General features: G+C 59.8%; 14 protein-coding genes. 10 read left to right on the top strand and 4 right to left on the bottom strand.

Features of this window, described 5'->3' with window-relative positions; translation table 11 throughout:
• Window positions 1–22 precede the first annotated feature (22 nt).
• Window positions 23–697: a ribosome biogenesis GTP-binding protein YihA/YsxC gene (gene yihA / locus Q0O19_RS10835; RefSeq protein ID WP_295522877.1), complete on the bottom strand. Its 675-nt coding sequence runs from the start codon at window positions 695–697 to the stop codon at window positions 23–25.
• A gap of 227 nt (window positions 698–924) precedes the next feature.
• Here yihA and Q0O19_RS10830 point away from each other — a divergent pair, with 227 nt between their 5' ends.
• The 5 genes from Q0O19_RS10830 (at window position 925) to Q0O19_RS10810 (ending at window position 6969) form a co-directional block, all read left to right on the top strand.
• Window positions 925–1566: a c-type cytochrome gene (locus tag Q0O19_RS10830; RefSeq protein WP_295522876.1), complete on the top strand. Its 642-nt coding sequence runs from the start codon at window positions 925–927 to the stop codon at window positions 1564–1566.
• Window positions 1567–1765: 199 nt separating this feature from the next.
• Window positions 1766–3892 (top strand): cytochrome c biogenesis protein ResB, encoded by a 2127-nt coding sequence (locus Q0O19_RS10825; RefSeq protein WP_295522874.1) that lies wholly within the window; start codon window positions 1766–1768, stop codon window positions 3890–3892.
• The gene (ccsB, locus tag Q0O19_RS10820) at window positions 3889–5199 is read left to right on the top strand and encodes a c-type cytochrome biogenesis protein CcsB (RefSeq protein WP_295522872.1); all 1311 of its coding nucleotides are present in this window, start codon (window positions 3889–3891) and stop codon (window positions 5197–5199) included. The genes Q0O19_RS10825 and ccsB overlap by 4 nt, the downstream gene beginning before the upstream one ends.
• Window positions 5200–5368: 169 nt before the next feature.
• Window positions 5369–6364 carry a protein-methionine-sulfoxide reductase catalytic subunit MsrP gene (gene msrP / locus Q0O19_RS10815; RefSeq protein WP_295522870.1) on the top strand — a complete coding sequence of 332 codons (996 nt, stop codon included), beginning with the start codon at window positions 5369–5371 and terminating at the stop codon, window positions 6362–6364.
• On the top strand, window positions 6364–6969 hold the full coding sequence (locus tag Q0O19_RS10810) for a sulfite oxidase heme-binding subunit YedZ (RefSeq protein ID WP_295522868.1): 606 nt from the start codon (window positions 6364–6366) through the stop codon (window positions 6967–6969). Before msrP ends, Q0O19_RS10810 begins: the two co-directional genes overlap by 1 nt.
• A gap of 33 nt (window positions 6970–7002) precedes the next feature.
• Here Q0O19_RS10810 and lysA read toward each other — a convergent pair whose 3' ends face one another.
• A complete protein-coding gene (gene lysA / locus Q0O19_RS10805) occupies window positions 7003–8301 on the bottom strand; it encodes a diaminopimelate decarboxylase (protein ID WP_295522866.1) in 1299 nt (432 codons plus the stop codon).
• The gene (locus Q0O19_RS10800; RefSeq protein ID WP_295522864.1) at window positions 8298–8528 is read right to left on the bottom strand and encodes a lipoprotein; all 231 of its coding nucleotides are present in this window, start codon (window positions 8526–8528) and stop codon (window positions 8298–8300) included. The genes lysA and Q0O19_RS10800 overlap by 4 nt, the downstream gene beginning before the upstream one ends.
• A 12-nt stretch (window positions 8529–8540) precedes the next feature.
• Between Q0O19_RS10800 and cyaY the strand changes: the two genes are divergently transcribed.
• The gene (gene cyaY / locus Q0O19_RS10795) at window positions 8541–8870 is read left to right on the top strand and encodes an iron donor protein CyaY (RefSeq protein ID WP_295522862.1); all 330 of its coding nucleotides are present in this window, start codon (window positions 8541–8543) and stop codon (window positions 8868–8870) included.
• 42 nt (window positions 8871–8912) lie between these two features.
• Here the strand turns inward: cyaY and Q0O19_RS10790 are convergent, their stop codons facing one another.
• Entirely contained in the window at window positions 8913–11300 is a 2388-nt protein-coding gene (locus tag Q0O19_RS10790; protein WP_295522860.1) for a penicillin-binding protein 1A, read from the bottom strand.
• 187 nt (window positions 11301–11487) lie between these two features.
• On the opposite strand from Q0O19_RS10790, the gene Q0O19_RS10785 reads away from it, so the two are divergent.
• The 4 genes from Q0O19_RS10785 to Q0O19_RS10770 all read left to right on the top strand — a co-directional run.
• Window positions 11488–12249: a hypothetical protein gene (locus tag Q0O19_RS10785; protein WP_295522858.1), complete on the top strand. Its 762-nt coding sequence runs from the start codon at window positions 11488–11490 to the stop codon at window positions 12247–12249.
• Window positions 12249–12827: a hypothetical protein gene (locus Q0O19_RS10780; RefSeq protein WP_295522856.1), complete on the top strand. Its 579-nt coding sequence runs from the start codon at window positions 12249–12251 to the stop codon at window positions 12825–12827. Before Q0O19_RS10785 ends, Q0O19_RS10780 begins: the two co-directional genes overlap by 1 nt.
• On the top strand, window positions 12824–13981 hold the full coding sequence (locus Q0O19_RS10775; protein ID WP_295522854.1) for a hypothetical protein: 1158 nt from the start codon (window positions 12824–12826) through the stop codon (window positions 13979–13981). Before Q0O19_RS10780 ends, Q0O19_RS10775 begins: the two co-directional genes overlap by 4 nt.
• Window positions 13978–14973: secretin N-terminal domain-containing protein (locus tag Q0O19_RS10770; RefSeq protein ID WP_295522853.1), on the top strand; the 996-nt coding region annotated here is incomplete at its 3' end. The genes Q0O19_RS10775 and Q0O19_RS10770, both read left to right, overlap by 4 nt.

The raw sequence follows: 14973 nt of genomic DNA, 5'->3' as shown, positions 1-14973 counted from the left end.
CGGGGCTGATGTCAGCGCAGGCTCACTCGTCCAGGGCTTCGGGTACTTCTTCGGTCGGCTCGGCAGCTTTGAGAGGGGCAGCTGCAGCGCCCGCAGCAGGGTGGGTCCAGTCCCACAGCAGTTGGGCCACGTCGTCCACGCCTTGTTTTTTCAGGGCAGAGAACAGTTTCACCTCACCGCCGCCGGCTTGCAGTCGCGCGATCGACAAGGCTTTGGCCTGCTCAGCGCGGGTCAGCTTGTCGGCTTTGGTCAGGATGATCAGAAACTTCAGGCCTTCTTCCACCCGGGGGCGGATCACTTCGAGCAGGATGTCGTCGAGCTCGGTCAGGCCGTGGCGGGGGTCGCACATCATGACAATACCGGTCAGGTTGCCGCGGCTGACCAAGTAGTTGGCCATGACCTGCTGCCAGCGCAGCTTGTCCATTTTGGCCACGGCAGCGTAACCGTAGCCTGGCAAGTCGGCCAGCACGGCGTCGGTGATGCCTTGTTTGCCCAAGGCAAACAGGTTGATGTGCTGGGTGCGGCCGGGTTTCTTGGAAGCAAAAGCCAGCTGTTTTTTCTGGGTCAGGGTGTTGATGCAGGTCGATTTGCCCGCGTTGGAGCGGCCCACAAAAGCGATCTCCGGGGTGTCCATGTCGGGCAAGTGGTGCAATTGCGCGGCCGTGGTCAAGAACCGGGCGGTGTGCATCCAGCCCATGGGGGTGACGGCGGCAGCCGGAGCGCCGGGTGATGCCTGCACCGCGGGCGCTGCAGCGCTGACAACCGTGTTGGCGGTTTTGGGAACTTTGCGGCTTGCAGAGACGCGAACGGGCGGGCGGGAGCTCATAAATCAGGGATACCTTGGGTCGTCAGGAAACTGACGCGGACCTCATTGTAGAATCCTTGGGTTTTGCGCCCCCTTCTTCCAACTATTGGACGACGACCATGAAGTCAATTGTTTCTCTCCTGAAGACCGCCACTTTGGCCACCACCACCGCTGTTGTCATGGTGGGTACGGCACTGGCAGCAGGTCCTGCCCCCGTTGTGGCCAAACCCGATCTGGCCAAAGGCGAAGCTTCTTTTGCCATGTGCGTGGCCTGCCATGCAGCTGATGGCAATTCGGCCATCCCGGGCAACCCCAAATTGTCCCAGCAACACCCTGAATACCTGATCAAGCAGTTGCAAGAGTACAAGTCGGGCAAGCGTGCCAACGCCGTCATGAGTGGCATGGCAGCCGGCTTGAGCAACGATGACATGCGCAACATCTCTTACTGGTTGGCCTCCAAGCCAGCCAAGCCCGGTTTCGCCAAAGAAAAAGACACTGTGGCATTGGGTGAACGCATTTACCGTGGCGGTATTCCAGATCGCCAGATCGCTGCTTGCGCCAGCTGCCATTCGCCCAACGGAGCGGGCATGCCAGCGCAATACCCCCGTTTGTCGGGCCAACACGCCGACTACACGGCAGCACAGTTGGTTTATTTCAGGGATGGCGTTCGCAAAAACAATCTGCAGATGACCCAAGTGGCGGCCAAAATGAACGACCGCGAAATCAAGGCCGTGTCTGACTACATCGCTGGTTTGCGCTGAAACCCGGTCGGGCTGCTGTCCGGCTTGACCTGCTGGTTTCAGGGGGATTTAAGCCAAGACAAAGACCCCTACGGCACAATTGGCTTCGGCCAATATGACTTGTTCGAAGGCCGGTTTTTCCGGCCTTCCTTGTTTTTGGCGGCCCCTGTCCTGCCTTTGTTTGTCAAACCCCTTTTTGGGCTCTCTTCTTGATCACCCCATGACGACTGTTGCTTCCAGCCCTGAAACCGGGCGCGGCTCGCCCCGAGGGCAGGCGGTGATCGAGTTGCTGTCGTCCATGCGTTTCGCCATCTCGTTGTTGACCATCATCTGCATCGCCTCGGTCATTGGCACGGTGCTCAAGCAAAACGAACCCAGCGTCAATTACGTCAACCAATTCGGTCCGTTTTGGGCCGAGTTGTTCACCACCCTCAAGCTCAACACGGTCTACAGCGCCTGGTGGTTTTTGCTCATTTTGGCTTTCTTGGTGCTCAGCACCAGTTTGTGCATTGCACGCAACGCGCCCAAGATATTGGTGGACCTGAAGAACTACAAGGAAAACATCCGAGAGCAAAGCCTCAAGGCTTTCCACCACAAGGCCGAAGGGCCGTTGAACGAAAGGCCCGAAGCCGCTGCCCAGCGATTGGGGGCCCTGTTGGCCACCGGTGGCTGGAAGGTCAAGCTGCAAGAGCGGGACACGGCAGCGGGCAAGGGCTGGATGCTGGCGGCCAAGGCGGGTGCAGTTAACAAGATCGGCTACATCGCGGCCCACTCGGCCATTGTGCTGGTGTGTGTAGGCGGTTTGCTCGACGGTGATTTGATGGTGCGGGCCCAGATGTGGTTTGGCGGCAAGGAAATTTACAACGGCGGCGGCCTCATCGTCGATGTCCCTGAAAAGCACCGCTTGTCGGAGCGAAACCCGGCATTCCGTGCCAACTTGCTGGTGGCCGAAGACACCGCCTCCGGCACCGCGATACTGAACCAGTCCAATGGCATCTTGCTGCAAGAGTTGCCCTTTGTCATTGAGTTGAAAAAGTTCATCGTCGAGTACTACTCGACCGGCATGCCCAAACTGTTTGCCAGCGACATCGTCATTCACGACAAAGCTACAGGCGAGAAGAAAGAAGCCCGTGTCGAGGTGAACCATCCGGCCAGTTTCAAGGGCATCAACATCTACCAGTCCAGCTTTGACGACGGCGGCTCCAGCGTGAAACTGCAAGCCGTGCCCATGTCGGCGGCCACGCGGTCGTTTGAGGTGGAAGGCACCATTGGTGGCAGCACCGACTTGACCAATGGCAGCGAAAAAATGAGCCTGGAGTTCACCGGGCTGCGCGTCATCAACGTGGAAAACCTCTCCGGCGGTGAAGGCCCCAAGGGCACAGGTGTGGATGTGCGCAAGGTCGATTTGCGCAGTTCGCTGGAGGCGCGCATGGGGGCCGGAAACAAAACCACCCAAACCCAAACATTGCGCAACGTCGGCCCCAGCGTGAGCTACAAGTTGCGCGATGCGGCCGGCCAGGCCCGTGAATACAACAACTACATGCTGCCGGTGGACGCTGGCGACGGCGTGCCGGTGTTTTTGCTGGGCATGCGCGAAACCCCCAGTGAGCCTTACCGCTACCTGCGCCCACCAGCGGACGAAAACGGCGAGTTGACCGGCTTCATCCGATTGCGCGCCGCTTTGGAAACGCCCGCGCTGCGCGAGCGAGCGGTCCAGCGTTATGCCCGCAAATCGGTGGACTCGAAGCGCCCCGAATTGACACAGCAATTGGCCGATTCGGCTCAGCGGGCCTTGGGCTTGTTTGCGGGCCAAGAAAAAGTCCAAGGCAAAAAAGTCGCGGGCTTGCAGGCCTTGGCGGACTTTTTGGAAGCCAATGTGCCCGAGGCCGAGCGCGCCCGAGCGAGTGAAATGTTTGTGCGCATCTTGAACGGCAGCCTGCTGGAGTTGGACACCGTGGCCCGCGAGCAAGCGGCTGCCAAACCCTTGCCGGAAGACAACATCCAAGGCTTCATGTCGCAAGCGGTTTTGGCGCTGTCCGATGCGCCGTTTTACTCTGCGCCCATGACATTCCTGCTCAAAGATTTCAAGCAAGTGCAAGCCAGCGTGTTCCAAGTGGCCAGAGCGCCGGGTCAGTCGATCGTGTACCTGGGCTGTGCCCTTTTGATTCTGGGTATTTTTGCAATGCTGTATGTTCGGGACCGTCGCTTGTGGGTCTGGCTCTCGCCCCTGGGTGAGGGCGCTCAAGCGACTGTGGCCTTGTCGTCCAACCGCAAGACCATGGACGTAGACCGTGAATTTGAACAACTGACGGCCCGTTTGCTGGGCCGCTCCGAGAAAACACCATGACGACTGTGACTTTGAACCCAGGCTATCTCTCGAGCCGTTCGCCCCTGGACTGGGGCTTTGCCCTGCTGGCGTTGCTGGGCACGGTGTTCGCCTTCAGCCGCTACCAGCAGGCGATGGATGTGTACGAGCAAGCCATTTTGATCTGCACCTTGCCAGCAGCCGTTTGGTTGGGCTGGTTTTGGCGACCCCTGCGCACCTTGATGTTGGTGGTCACGGGCTTGTCGCTTTTGGCCATTTACCTGTACCAAGGCGATCTGGCACGGTCCGAGCAGGTGTTCTTGCTCAAATACTTCCTGTCAAGCCAATCGGCCATTTTGTGGATGAGCCTGCTGTTTTTCATCAGCACCGTCTTTTATTGGGCAGGCATGTTCATTCGCGGTCAAGGCGATGCGATGGAGACCCTGGGTTCGCGCATGGCCTGGGTGGCCGTGGGACTGGCCCTGATCGGCACTTTGGTGCGTTGGTACGAAAGCCATCAGTTGGGCCCTGACATCGGGCACATCCCGGTCAGCAACTTGTATGAAGTCTTCATCATGTTTTGCTGGATGACGGCAGCGTTTTATCTGTATTACGAAGCGCAGTACAAAACCCGCGCTTTGGGTGCGTTTGTGATGCTGGTGGTCAGCGCTGCGGTGGGCTTTTTGCTCTGGTACACGCTGGTACGTGAGGCGCACGTGATTCAACCGCTGGTGCCCGCCCTCAAAAGCTGGTGGATGAAGATCCATGTGCCGGCCAACTTCATTGGCTATGGCACCTTTGCCTTGGCCGCCATGGTGGCTTTTGCCTATTTGATCAAGCAAACCGCCGGCGAGACCCGTTGGTACAAGCTCGCGCCCTTGTGGCTCTTGGGCATCGTGCTGTGTTTTGAGCCTGTGGTGTTCCGCAGGTCCCCCACCGAAGGGGGAAGCAGTTACTGGATGGTGTACTTTGGTATTTCGGCACTGATCGTGGCAGGTATTTTGTTGGGCCGCCGCCGCATCGCAGAGCGTTTGCCGTCTTTTGAAATCCTCGACGATGTGATGTACAAAGCCATCGCTGTGGGTTTCGCCTTCTTCACCATCGCCACTGTGCTGGGTGCTTTGTGGGCCGCCGAAGCCTGGGGTGGCTACTGGAGCTGGGACCCGAAAGAGACCTGGGCCTTGATCGTCTGGCTCAACTACGCTGCCTGGCTGCACATGCGCCTGATGAAAGGCCTGCGTGGCACCGTGGCCGCCTGGTGGGCCCTGATGGGCTTGGCGGTGACGACGTTTGCGTTCTTGGGCGTGAACATGTTTTTGAGCGGCCTGCACAGCTACGGGACGCTGTGATGGGCTCTGGGTGCGGACGGCGTCTGCACCAGCCCAAGCCCTGAGCGCCCGCCTTTTTCGAAGGGTGTGGACTTGCTCTTCACCAAGGCATCGACAGTCCGACTGGACGAGGGGTTTTGAATCGGTTCAAAATGCCTGTTCGTATTTTTCGACATCAGCAAGGTTCAACATGCTCATTCAATCCGACAAATCCGGTTTTCAGCACCCGATGGGCAGCGAGATCACGCCCGCATCGATTTACCAGACACGGCGCGACATCATTCGTCAGATGGCCACAGGCTCGGCCGGCGTGGCTTTGGCCGCTTGGGGCCTGCGCGAGGCCCGCGCGCAAACCCCTCGCGCTGGCCAGCTGGCCGCTTTGGCCTCGGTGTTGTCGGCTGTGCCCGGTGCGCTGACCATGGACAAGCTGACCGCCTACAAAGACGCCACCACCTACAACAACTTTTACGAATTTGGCACCGACAAAGCCGATCCGGCCAAGCGGGCGCGCACCCTGGTCACCCAGCCTTGGTCGGTCGAGATTGAAGGCTTGGTCAAAAAGCCGGGTCGCGTGAACCTGGAAGACCTGATGAAATGGGGTGCGATGGAAGAGCGGGTTTACCGTTTGCGCTGCGTCGAAGGCTGGTCGATGGTGATCCCCTGGATCGGCTACTCGATGTCCGAGTTGATCCGCCGGGTCGAGCCTCAAGCGGGTGCCAAGTTTGTGGAGTTCATCACCCAAGCCGACCCCAAGACCATGCCGGGTCTGCGTGGCGGCTCATTGGACTGGCCTTATGTCGAAGCTTTGCGCATGGACGAAGCCATGCACCCGCTGACCCTGCTGGCTTTTGGCATGTACGGCGAAGTCATGCCCAAGCAAAACGGTGCGCCGGTGCGCCTGGTGGTGCCCTGGAAGTACGGCTTCAAAAGCGGCAAAAGTTTGGTCAAGATCCGTTTCACCGACAAGCAGCCGGTGTCGTCCTGGGAAAAAGCCCTGCCGCAAGAGTACGGCTTTTATTCCAACGTGAACCCTTTGGTCGACCACCCGCGTTGGAGTCAGGCCACCGAGCGGCGCATCGGCGAAGACGGGCTGCTGGCCAAAAAGCGCAAAACCTTGATGTTCAACGGCTATGAGCCGCAAGTGGGCCAGTTGTACGCGGGCATGGATTTGAAGAAATTTTTCTGATGCGCCAGTGGCTTCGGCAACCCGCCGCTTGGTGGCTGATGCTGCTGGCGGGTTTGTTGCCTTTGGCCTGGCTTGTTGGGCTCACTGTGTTGGACCAGTTGGGCGCCAACCCCACCGAATTTTTGACCCGGGCCACAGGCGATTGGACCTTGCGCAGCCTGTGCGTGGTCTTGGCTGTCACGCCCTTGCGCACAGCGCTCGCTTGGCCTGAGCTCGCGCGGTTTCGCCGTTTGCTGGGATTGCTCACGTATGGGTATGCCATGCTGCACCTGGCTTGTTATGCCCTGTTCGACATGGGTCTGGACTTGGCCGATATCTGGGTCGACATCCCCAAACGCCCCTTCATCTTGGTCGGCTTTGTCGCTTGGCTGCTGCTCAGTGCGATGGCCCTGACCTCGTTCAACCGCGCCATCCGCGCGCTGGGGGCCAGGCGTTGGCAAATGCTGCACCGCAGTGTGTACGCGGTGGCGGTGCTGGCTGTGCTCCACTTTGCCTGGATGCGCGCGGGCAAAAACGACTTCAACGAAGTCTTTGTTTATGCCGCGGTGCTGGCGCTCTTGTTGGCTTGGCGTCTGGGGCGCTGGGCGCGTCAAGCCAGGCGCTGAGGGGCCCGCTACCCGGCAATTTGCGCGCTCAGATCAGACCAATTGCTCGAGCGCGAAAGTGTCGAAAGCCGACTCGCGCTGGCGAATCAGGTGCGCTTGGCTGCCGTCTACCAGAATCTCGGCAGCTCGGCCTCGGGTGTTGTAGTTGCTGGCCATGCTCATGCAGTAGGCGCCTGCCGATAAAACGGCCAGCGTATCACCCGCTTGAACTTGCAACTGGCGGTCACGGCCAATCCAGTCGCCGCTTTCACACACCGGGCCCACGATGTCATACACCGCGCCTGCGCCCGAGCCATCGCCCTGCGGCAAATACACGGGCACGATCTGGTGAAAGGCCTGGTACATGGCCGGGCGAGGCAGGTCGTTCATGGCGGCATCGACGATGCAGAAATTTTTTTGCTCACCCGGCTTGAGGTACAGCACCTCGGTCAGGCACACACCGGCGTTGCCCACCAGCGAGCGGCCCGGCTCGATCATGATCTGGCGCTCGCCATAGCCGCGCGCATCGAGCTTGGCCAGCAACTGTGCCCACAGCACATCGGCATCGGGCGGGGTGTCGCCGTTGTAGTTGATGCCCAGGCCTCCACCAAAGTCGATGTGGGCAATTGGGATGCCCGCGGCCTCGATTTCAGCCACCAGATCCAGCACCCGGTCCATGGCGTCCAGGTAGGGCGTGGTTTCGGTGATTTGCGAGCCGATGTGGCAGTCAATGCCCACCACTTTCAGGCCCGGCAAGCGGGCGGCATGTTGGTATGCACGCAAGGCATCTTCGTGGGCGATGCCAAATTTGTTGCCTTTGAGGCCGGTGGAAATGTAGGGGTGGGTTTTGGCGTCCACATTGGGGTTCACGCGCAGGCTCACGGGCGCTTGCTTTCCCAGGCTGAGTGCCACCTCGCTGAGCACATCCAGCTCTGCTTCGCTTTCCACGTTGAAGCAGCCAATGCCCACTTGCAGGGCTTGCTTCATTTCCGCGCGGGTTTTGCCCACTCCCGAAAAGATCACTTTGGCCGGGTCTGCGCCTGCGGCCAAAACACGTGCCAACTCCCCGCCAGAGACGGTGTCAAAGCCGCAACCGGCCTCGGCAAACACCTGCAGCACAGCCAGGGTGGAGTTGGCCTTCATGGCATAGCAAATTTGTGCTTTTCGACCAGCAAAGCCGCGTTGGTAGGCCGCCAGTGCCGACAGCATGGCGGCTTTGGAATAGACAAACAAAGGCGTGCCGTGTTCACGGGGCAGGTCAGACAGGCGCACGCCCTCGACCATGAGTTGCTCGCCTTGGTAGGCGATGTGGGGCTGGCCGGGCAGGCCTTGAGATGCGTCAATGGCGTTCATCGTGGGGTGGCAGCAGGGGCTGCAGGTGGACTGAGGGGAGCCGTGGCGGGGGTTCCTGGCGCGTTCGGGTCACGCCATGGGTTGAGGGTTTGCGTCAGGGTGGCGCGTCCGGCAGACTCGGCCGTGTTGGGTGTAAAAAGGGGGCCTTTTTGTCCGCAAGCGCTCAACATCGCCGCACCGCCAACAAGGGCATGCGCTGTGACTAGAATCTGAATGACCTTCAACATGCAGCGATTGTAATGACCGACCTTGAATTTCTGGACCAAGCTGAGCGCCTCCTGTCTGGTGTGGAGATCAGCAGCGATCGCTTGAACGACGACACCGACGCCGACATCGACAACCAGCGTTCGGGCGGCATGGTCACACTCACCTTCCCCAACCGCAGCCAAATCGTCATCAATTTGCAAAAGCCTTTGCACGAGGTGTGGTTAGCGGCACGTTGCGGTGGTTTTCATTACAAATTTGACGGCGAGCACTGGATGGACACCAAGGGGCAGGGCGAGTTTTGGGAGAGTCTTTCGCGCTACGCCTCAGAACAGGCCGGACAAACCCTGTCTTTCAAGCTCTGACAAGCTGAGCGGGGCCAGCCCGCGCAGGAGTCGGTGTCAGTCTCAATTCCTGAATAAATCCAAAATACGGTTGCGCTCTTCGGTGGGCGGTATGGCGTTGGTACTTTTCCCGGAACTGTCTTGGCCAGAACCCAAGGTGCTGATGCCACCCCCTTTGGCGTATTCTTCGTACATCCAATCGCCACCCACATTCACCACACCCCCAGGGACGGGCGGCTCAGCGACAGGCAAGCTGCGCAAAGCGGTTTCCATGAAACTGATCCACACCGGCAAACTCAGGCCACCGCCCGTTTCGCGGTCGCCCAGTTTGCGCGGGGTGTCGTAGCCAATCCAGACCACGGCCGCTAAGTAAGGCTGGTAGCCTGCAAACCAAGCGTCCATCGCATCGTTGGTCGTACCGGTTTTGCCATAGATGTCGGGTCTTTTGAGGGTGGCTTGGGCGCGCGCGGCTGTGCCCGATCGCGTCACCTCTTGCAGCAAACTGGTCATGACGAAGGCGTTTCTGGCCGGTATGACCGGCGTCTCCCCCAACTGCGCCACGGCGGGACTGTCCACCAGCACGCGGTCCTTGAAGTCGCTGATGCGGGTGATCAAGTGGGGTTGAACCAAGTGCCCACCGTTGGCAAACACCGAATAGCCTGTGGCCATTTGCATGGGCGTGACCGAACCGGCACCCAATGCCATGGTCAAAAAAGGCGGGTGTTTGTCTTCGTCAAAGCCAAACCGGGTGACCCACTCTTGGGCAGGGCGCGGCCCCACGGCTTGCAAAACCCGAATCGAGACCATGTTTTTGGACTTGGCCAAGCCGGTGCGCAAACTCATCAGGCCGTCAAATTTGCCGTCGTAATTCTTGGGCTCCCAGGGCTGTCCGCCGGTGACGCCGCTGTCAAAAAACAAGGGTGCGTCGTTCACCATGGTGGCGGGTGTGAAGCCTTTTTCCAGCGCCGCCGAATAGATGAAGGGCTTGAAGCTGGAGCCGGGCTGACGCCAAGCCTGCGTCACATGGTTGAACTTGTTTTTGGCAAAGTCAAAGCCACCGACCAAGGCGCGGATGGCACCCGTTTGTGGCGTGATCGCAATCAGCGCCCCTTCGACCTCGGGCAGCTGGGTGATTTCCCACAACCCCTTGGAAGATTGGGTGATGCGGATCAAGGCCCCCCTGCGCACCTGTTTGGCCGGAGGCGTCTTGTCCGACAAGCCCGATTGCGCGGGTTTGAGGCCATCGCCCGACAGGGTGATTTGCTCCCCGTTTTGGCGGATCACCACGACTTTTCGAGGGGATGCCTCCAGCACCACGGCCGACAACACGTCGCCGTTGTCGGGGTGCTCTTCGAGCGCGTCATCGATGGCATCGTCCATCTTTTTGGGATCGGCCGGCAAATCGATGAATTTTTCGGGCCCGCGGTAAATCTGGCGGCGCTCAAAATCCATGATGCCTTGTCGCAAGGCCTTGTAGGCGGCCATTTGTTCATTCGACTGCACGGTGGTGTAGACGTTCAAACCGCGCGTGTAGGTGTCTTGACCGTATTGCGCAAAAACCATTTGGCGCACGGTTTCGGCCACGTATTCCGCGTGCAGGATTTTCTTGTCGGCTGCCGAGCGCAGTTTGAGTGGCTCGGTCTTGGCCGCTTTGGCCTGCGCGGCCGTGATGTACTGGTTGTCTTCCATCCGCTCGATGATGTAGAGCTGGCGCGAGCGGGCGCGCTTGGGGTTGCTGATCGGGTTGTAAGCCGAGGGCGCTTTGGGCAGGCCAGCCAACATGGCGGCTTCGGCGACGGTGATGTCTTTGAGCGGTTTGCCAAAATAAGTTTCTGCGGCAGAGGCAAAACCATAAGCCCGGTTGCCCAGGAAGATCTGGTTCATGTAGATCTCAAGGATTTGGTCCTTGGTCAGCAAGTGTTCCAGTTTGTAGGTCAGCAAGATTTCATAAATTTTGCGGGTGTAGGTCTTCTCTGAAGACAAGTACACATTGCGCGCCACCTGCATGGTGATGGTCGATGCGCCTTGGCTTTTCATGCGGCCGAGGTTGGCAATGCCTGCGCGCAAAATGCCCAAATAGTCCACCCCGCCGTGTTGGTAAAAGCGGTTGTCTTCGATGGACAACACCGCATCTTTCATCACCTGTGGGATGTCTTTGATGGGTGTGAGGTTGCGGCGCTCTTCACCAAACTCCCCCATCAACTGGCCATCTGCCGTGAACACACGCAGGGGCAACTTGGGCTTGTAATCGGCCAGATCAGAAATATCGGGCAGGTTGGGGTAGGCGATGACCATGGCCACGCCCACCACCAGCAAAAGCGCTGCGAGCCCCGCCACTGCCAGGCCAATGGCCCACGCGCCCAACTTGATGGCCCAAGAGAGGAGGTTGTCCGTGCTGGATTGCGCCGAGGGACTTTGTTTTTCTGGCGAGGCGTTGTGGTGGGCGGGCATAGGTGGGTTGTTGGGGCAGCCGACAAGGCGCAGGCTACCCGGTGATTATAAAAATATCGGCCTGGCGTCTGGGCCAGGGCAGATGAAAATATGAGTTATTTTGTTTTTAAAAATTGTCGATCAAGCGGATTCATGTTACAAAACTGCTCGGTCAAGACCGACCAAGCCACTTTCAGGGAGGCTCAGCATGCAGACATGGACGCGTTGGTGGCATCGGTGGGCCAGAGGGTCCGTTCGCCATGCCTGGGGTTTGGCACCGCACGACGGTGCTTGGGTGTTGGTGGGTTTGAGTCGGCAAAGTGCCGACCTGGTCAAGGTTCAAACAGTGGTCACTTGGTCGCCTTCAGAAGCCTTCGACGCGACCGACTTGAACGGTTTGAGCCAGCACTTGCACCAACATGGGCACTCTCGCAGCGGGTCGCATCGCCGACTGAGCATGGCCTTGCCTTCGGCCATGGTCCGTCAGGGGTTCATGGATGTTCCTGCAGATTTGCCCAAAGAAGACTGGCTGGATGAAGTTCATCTGGAGGTCGCCGAGGCTTTGGAGTTGGCGCCACAAGAGGTGAACTTTGATTTTGAACCGGCCCCCCACAACGATGGCTTGGTGCAAAGGGTGCACTGGGTAGGCTGTGCACAGGCCCAAATGCGCGCCTTCAAAAACTGCACCCGGGCTGCGGGCTGGCGATTGGCCGCAGTCGAAATTGAAAACCAGGCTGCGCAACGCGGTGTGCGGGCTTTGAGGGGTGGGTCGGTCAGTTTGTTGACCCAGGCACCACAAGACTGGCAATTCCGATTGGACACGCTGGTGGGGGCAGCCACCCGGGGTGAACAGACAGAACCGCCAGAGGATTCGGAAGAAACCATCGAGGAGGCCCTTGCACAGATCATGCCCACGCCGGGTGGCGCTCGTTTGGTCGCCGCAGGTTTGGCCCTGAAGGCTTGGCAGTGATGCGCCCGTTCAATTTGCTGAACCACCCTGGCCTGGCCCAGCAGCGCAGGGTGTTTCACCGCTGGTGGACCAGTCTGGCTGGCTTGCTGGTGGGCAGTTTGCTGGCTTGGGCCGGGCACCAATGGCAAATTGCAGAGACACTGCGGCTGCAAAAGGCGCACAACGCCTTGCAATTGGCATCGCTTGCGCGCGCACAACAGACCCAGGAAGTGGCGCGGCAAGAAACCCGGCAGCGTGTGCAATTGGCGCAAGCGGCTCATTTGCAGCAGATCGCCAGCCACCAGCAGGCTTGGATGGCTGTGCATGAGCACTTGCAAGCCATGGCCGAGAAGGGTCTTCGCTTGTCGCGCTTGAAGTTCGAGGCCGGTCATGTGGCATTGCATGGCGAGTTGAACCGCTTCGAGACCATGGCCGCTGTCCAGCAAAGTTTGTCTGAGCATTGGGGGCAAGACCTGACCCTCAAAGAGGCGACCACCGGGCCTGCATCCCAAGTCAGTTTTGTCTGGGAAACCACTTGGCCCGCCCTGCACAGTGGCCCGTTGGCCCCTGCCGCCACCATGGGCAAATCCAAGCCATGAACCCTCTGTCCCTTTTCCCAGGGGGTGTGACGGCCTTGCCAAAGGGCGCTTTGGCCTGGCTGCACCTGCGGCGCTTGGCGGAACGTTGGTGGCGCCGTTGGGTTTATGCCTTGGCTGGTTTGGCCTTGGGTTTGTGCGGCATGTGGTTGGCGCGGCCGGAGGTGAACGAGGCTTACGCATCAGCGCTTCGAGAAAAGGCCAGGTTGGCGCAACCATTGGCGGCTGTGCCCTCTGGTGCCCCTGGTCAAGCATCCGCAAAAGAGTTGGCCACTGGCAGCCTATCGGTGGCCCAAGCGCAACGACTGTGGAGCGCCTTGCCTGTGTCGACCCGACCAGAAACGCTGTGGGCCACTTGGCAGCAAGCTTTGTCCGCGCAGGGTTTGCGACTGCAATTTTTGCAGCCCATGTCGTCCAGTGGTGCTGGATGGAGCAACGGTGCGTTGGTCAGCCACGTTGCCGCATGGCGGGTGCTGGGGCGCTTCGATGACTGGGTGCGGGTCTGGGCCACTTGCGCCGAAAGTGGGCCGATTTGTGCCATCGAACGCTTCCATGTGGTGGCTACCGACAAACCTGACATCGTGCAAATGGATGCTGTGATGCGTGTTTGGATGCGCCCGGCAGAGGGGCTTTCGGCCGATGGCGCTCTTGCAGGCGCAGGCCCATGGATGGCGACCGAACGAACAGGTCCTGAGCCAGCCGGTCGTTCGCGGGTGGCTTTGTTTGCCCCAAGCCATGGCGCTGCTGCGATGGCAGGCGCTGCAAACTCAGGCGCGGCTGACGGCAACGCGCCCGCTACCCGCGCAGATGGATCGTCTGATTACGAGGCCAGTTTGGCGGTTTTGCCGGATGACCCGCACCAATGGCCATTTTCACGTGTCCGATTGGCCGGGCTTTGGCAGCAAGGGGGCGAGCGTCAAGCGGTTTTAACGGCCGCAGGGCATTCGGTCAGGGTGACGTCCGGCCAAAGCGTGACCTTGGAGGGACACCGTGTGGTGGCCATCACCGATGAAGGCGTGCACTTGCGTTTGGGCAAGGGGCCATGGCTTCCACTCGCTTGGGCCGAAGTGCGCCAAGCCGGACCAACCGCAGGCTTGGCGGCAGGGCAGTTGGCTGGCCCCTCCCCACCAGCCTACACAACTGGGAGTCAAAAATGATGACGCGATTCACCCCATCGGGCGCACACATTTGCTTATGGCTGGCGGGCATCAGCGGCGCTGGCTTGGCATTGGCGCAACACAACGGACAACCATGGCCTGCTGTACCGGTCTTGACCAAGCGACCCGACACCTTGGCTTCAACGCTGAAGGACAAGCCGATCAGCCTGAATTTTCAGAACATCGACATCAAAGCATTGCTGCAGGTTTTTGCAGACACTTCGGGCCTGAACCTGGTGCCAACCGCCAGTGTGATGGGGCCAGTCAGCGTGCGCTTGAATGATGTGCCGTGGCCACAAGCGCTGGACATCGTGCTGCAATCCAAGGGTTTGGTTTCGCGGCAAGAGGGACGCGTGATCTGGATTGCGCCGGAGGGTGAATGGGCGATGCGCGAGAAAAAACAGCTGGATGCCCAAGCGGCCTTGGAGGCGGTCAGCCCCATGCAATTGTTGTCGGTGCGATTGCAATATGCCCGTGCAACCGAAGTGGCCCAGCGCCTCCAAGGGGGCGCTGCGGGTAGCAGCCCAGGTCGGTGGCTGAGTGGCCGTGGCAGTGTTTTGGCCGAGCCGCGTACGAATCAACTCTTCATCTCCGATTTGCCGGCGCGATTGCAAGACTTGCAAAAAATGCTGGCGCTGCTGGATGTGCCCGTGCGCCAAATTTTGATCGAGGCGCGCATCGTTGAAGCCGACGACCAGTTCGGCCAATCACTCGGGGTGCGCTTGGGCGCTGGGCTGGCCATCCCCTTGAAAGTGCAAGGCGGCTCCAGCACCTTGTCGGTCGGGGCCAGTCACCCACCAGCGGCAGCAGGGACTGTGCCTGGCAACCAAGTGAATTTGCCCGCAGGTTCGGCGGGTCAGACGGTTGCCAGCCCGGCCACCTTCGCGGTTTCCTTGTTCAATGCAGCGGCCGACCGCTTCATCAATGTGGAGATTTCTGCCTTGGAGGCCGCAGGGCTGGGCAAAGTGGTGTCGCGGCCTCGGGTGGTCACG

The organism is Limnohabitans sp. Rim8, assembly GCF_945869175.1.
Classification (GTDB): Bacteria; Pseudomonadota; Gammaproteobacteria; order Burkholderiales; family Burkholderiaceae_C; genus Limnohabitans_A.
The sequence above is the reverse complement of the archived record's forward strand: the minus strand, read 5'-3'. Positions and strand labels throughout refer to the sequence as shown.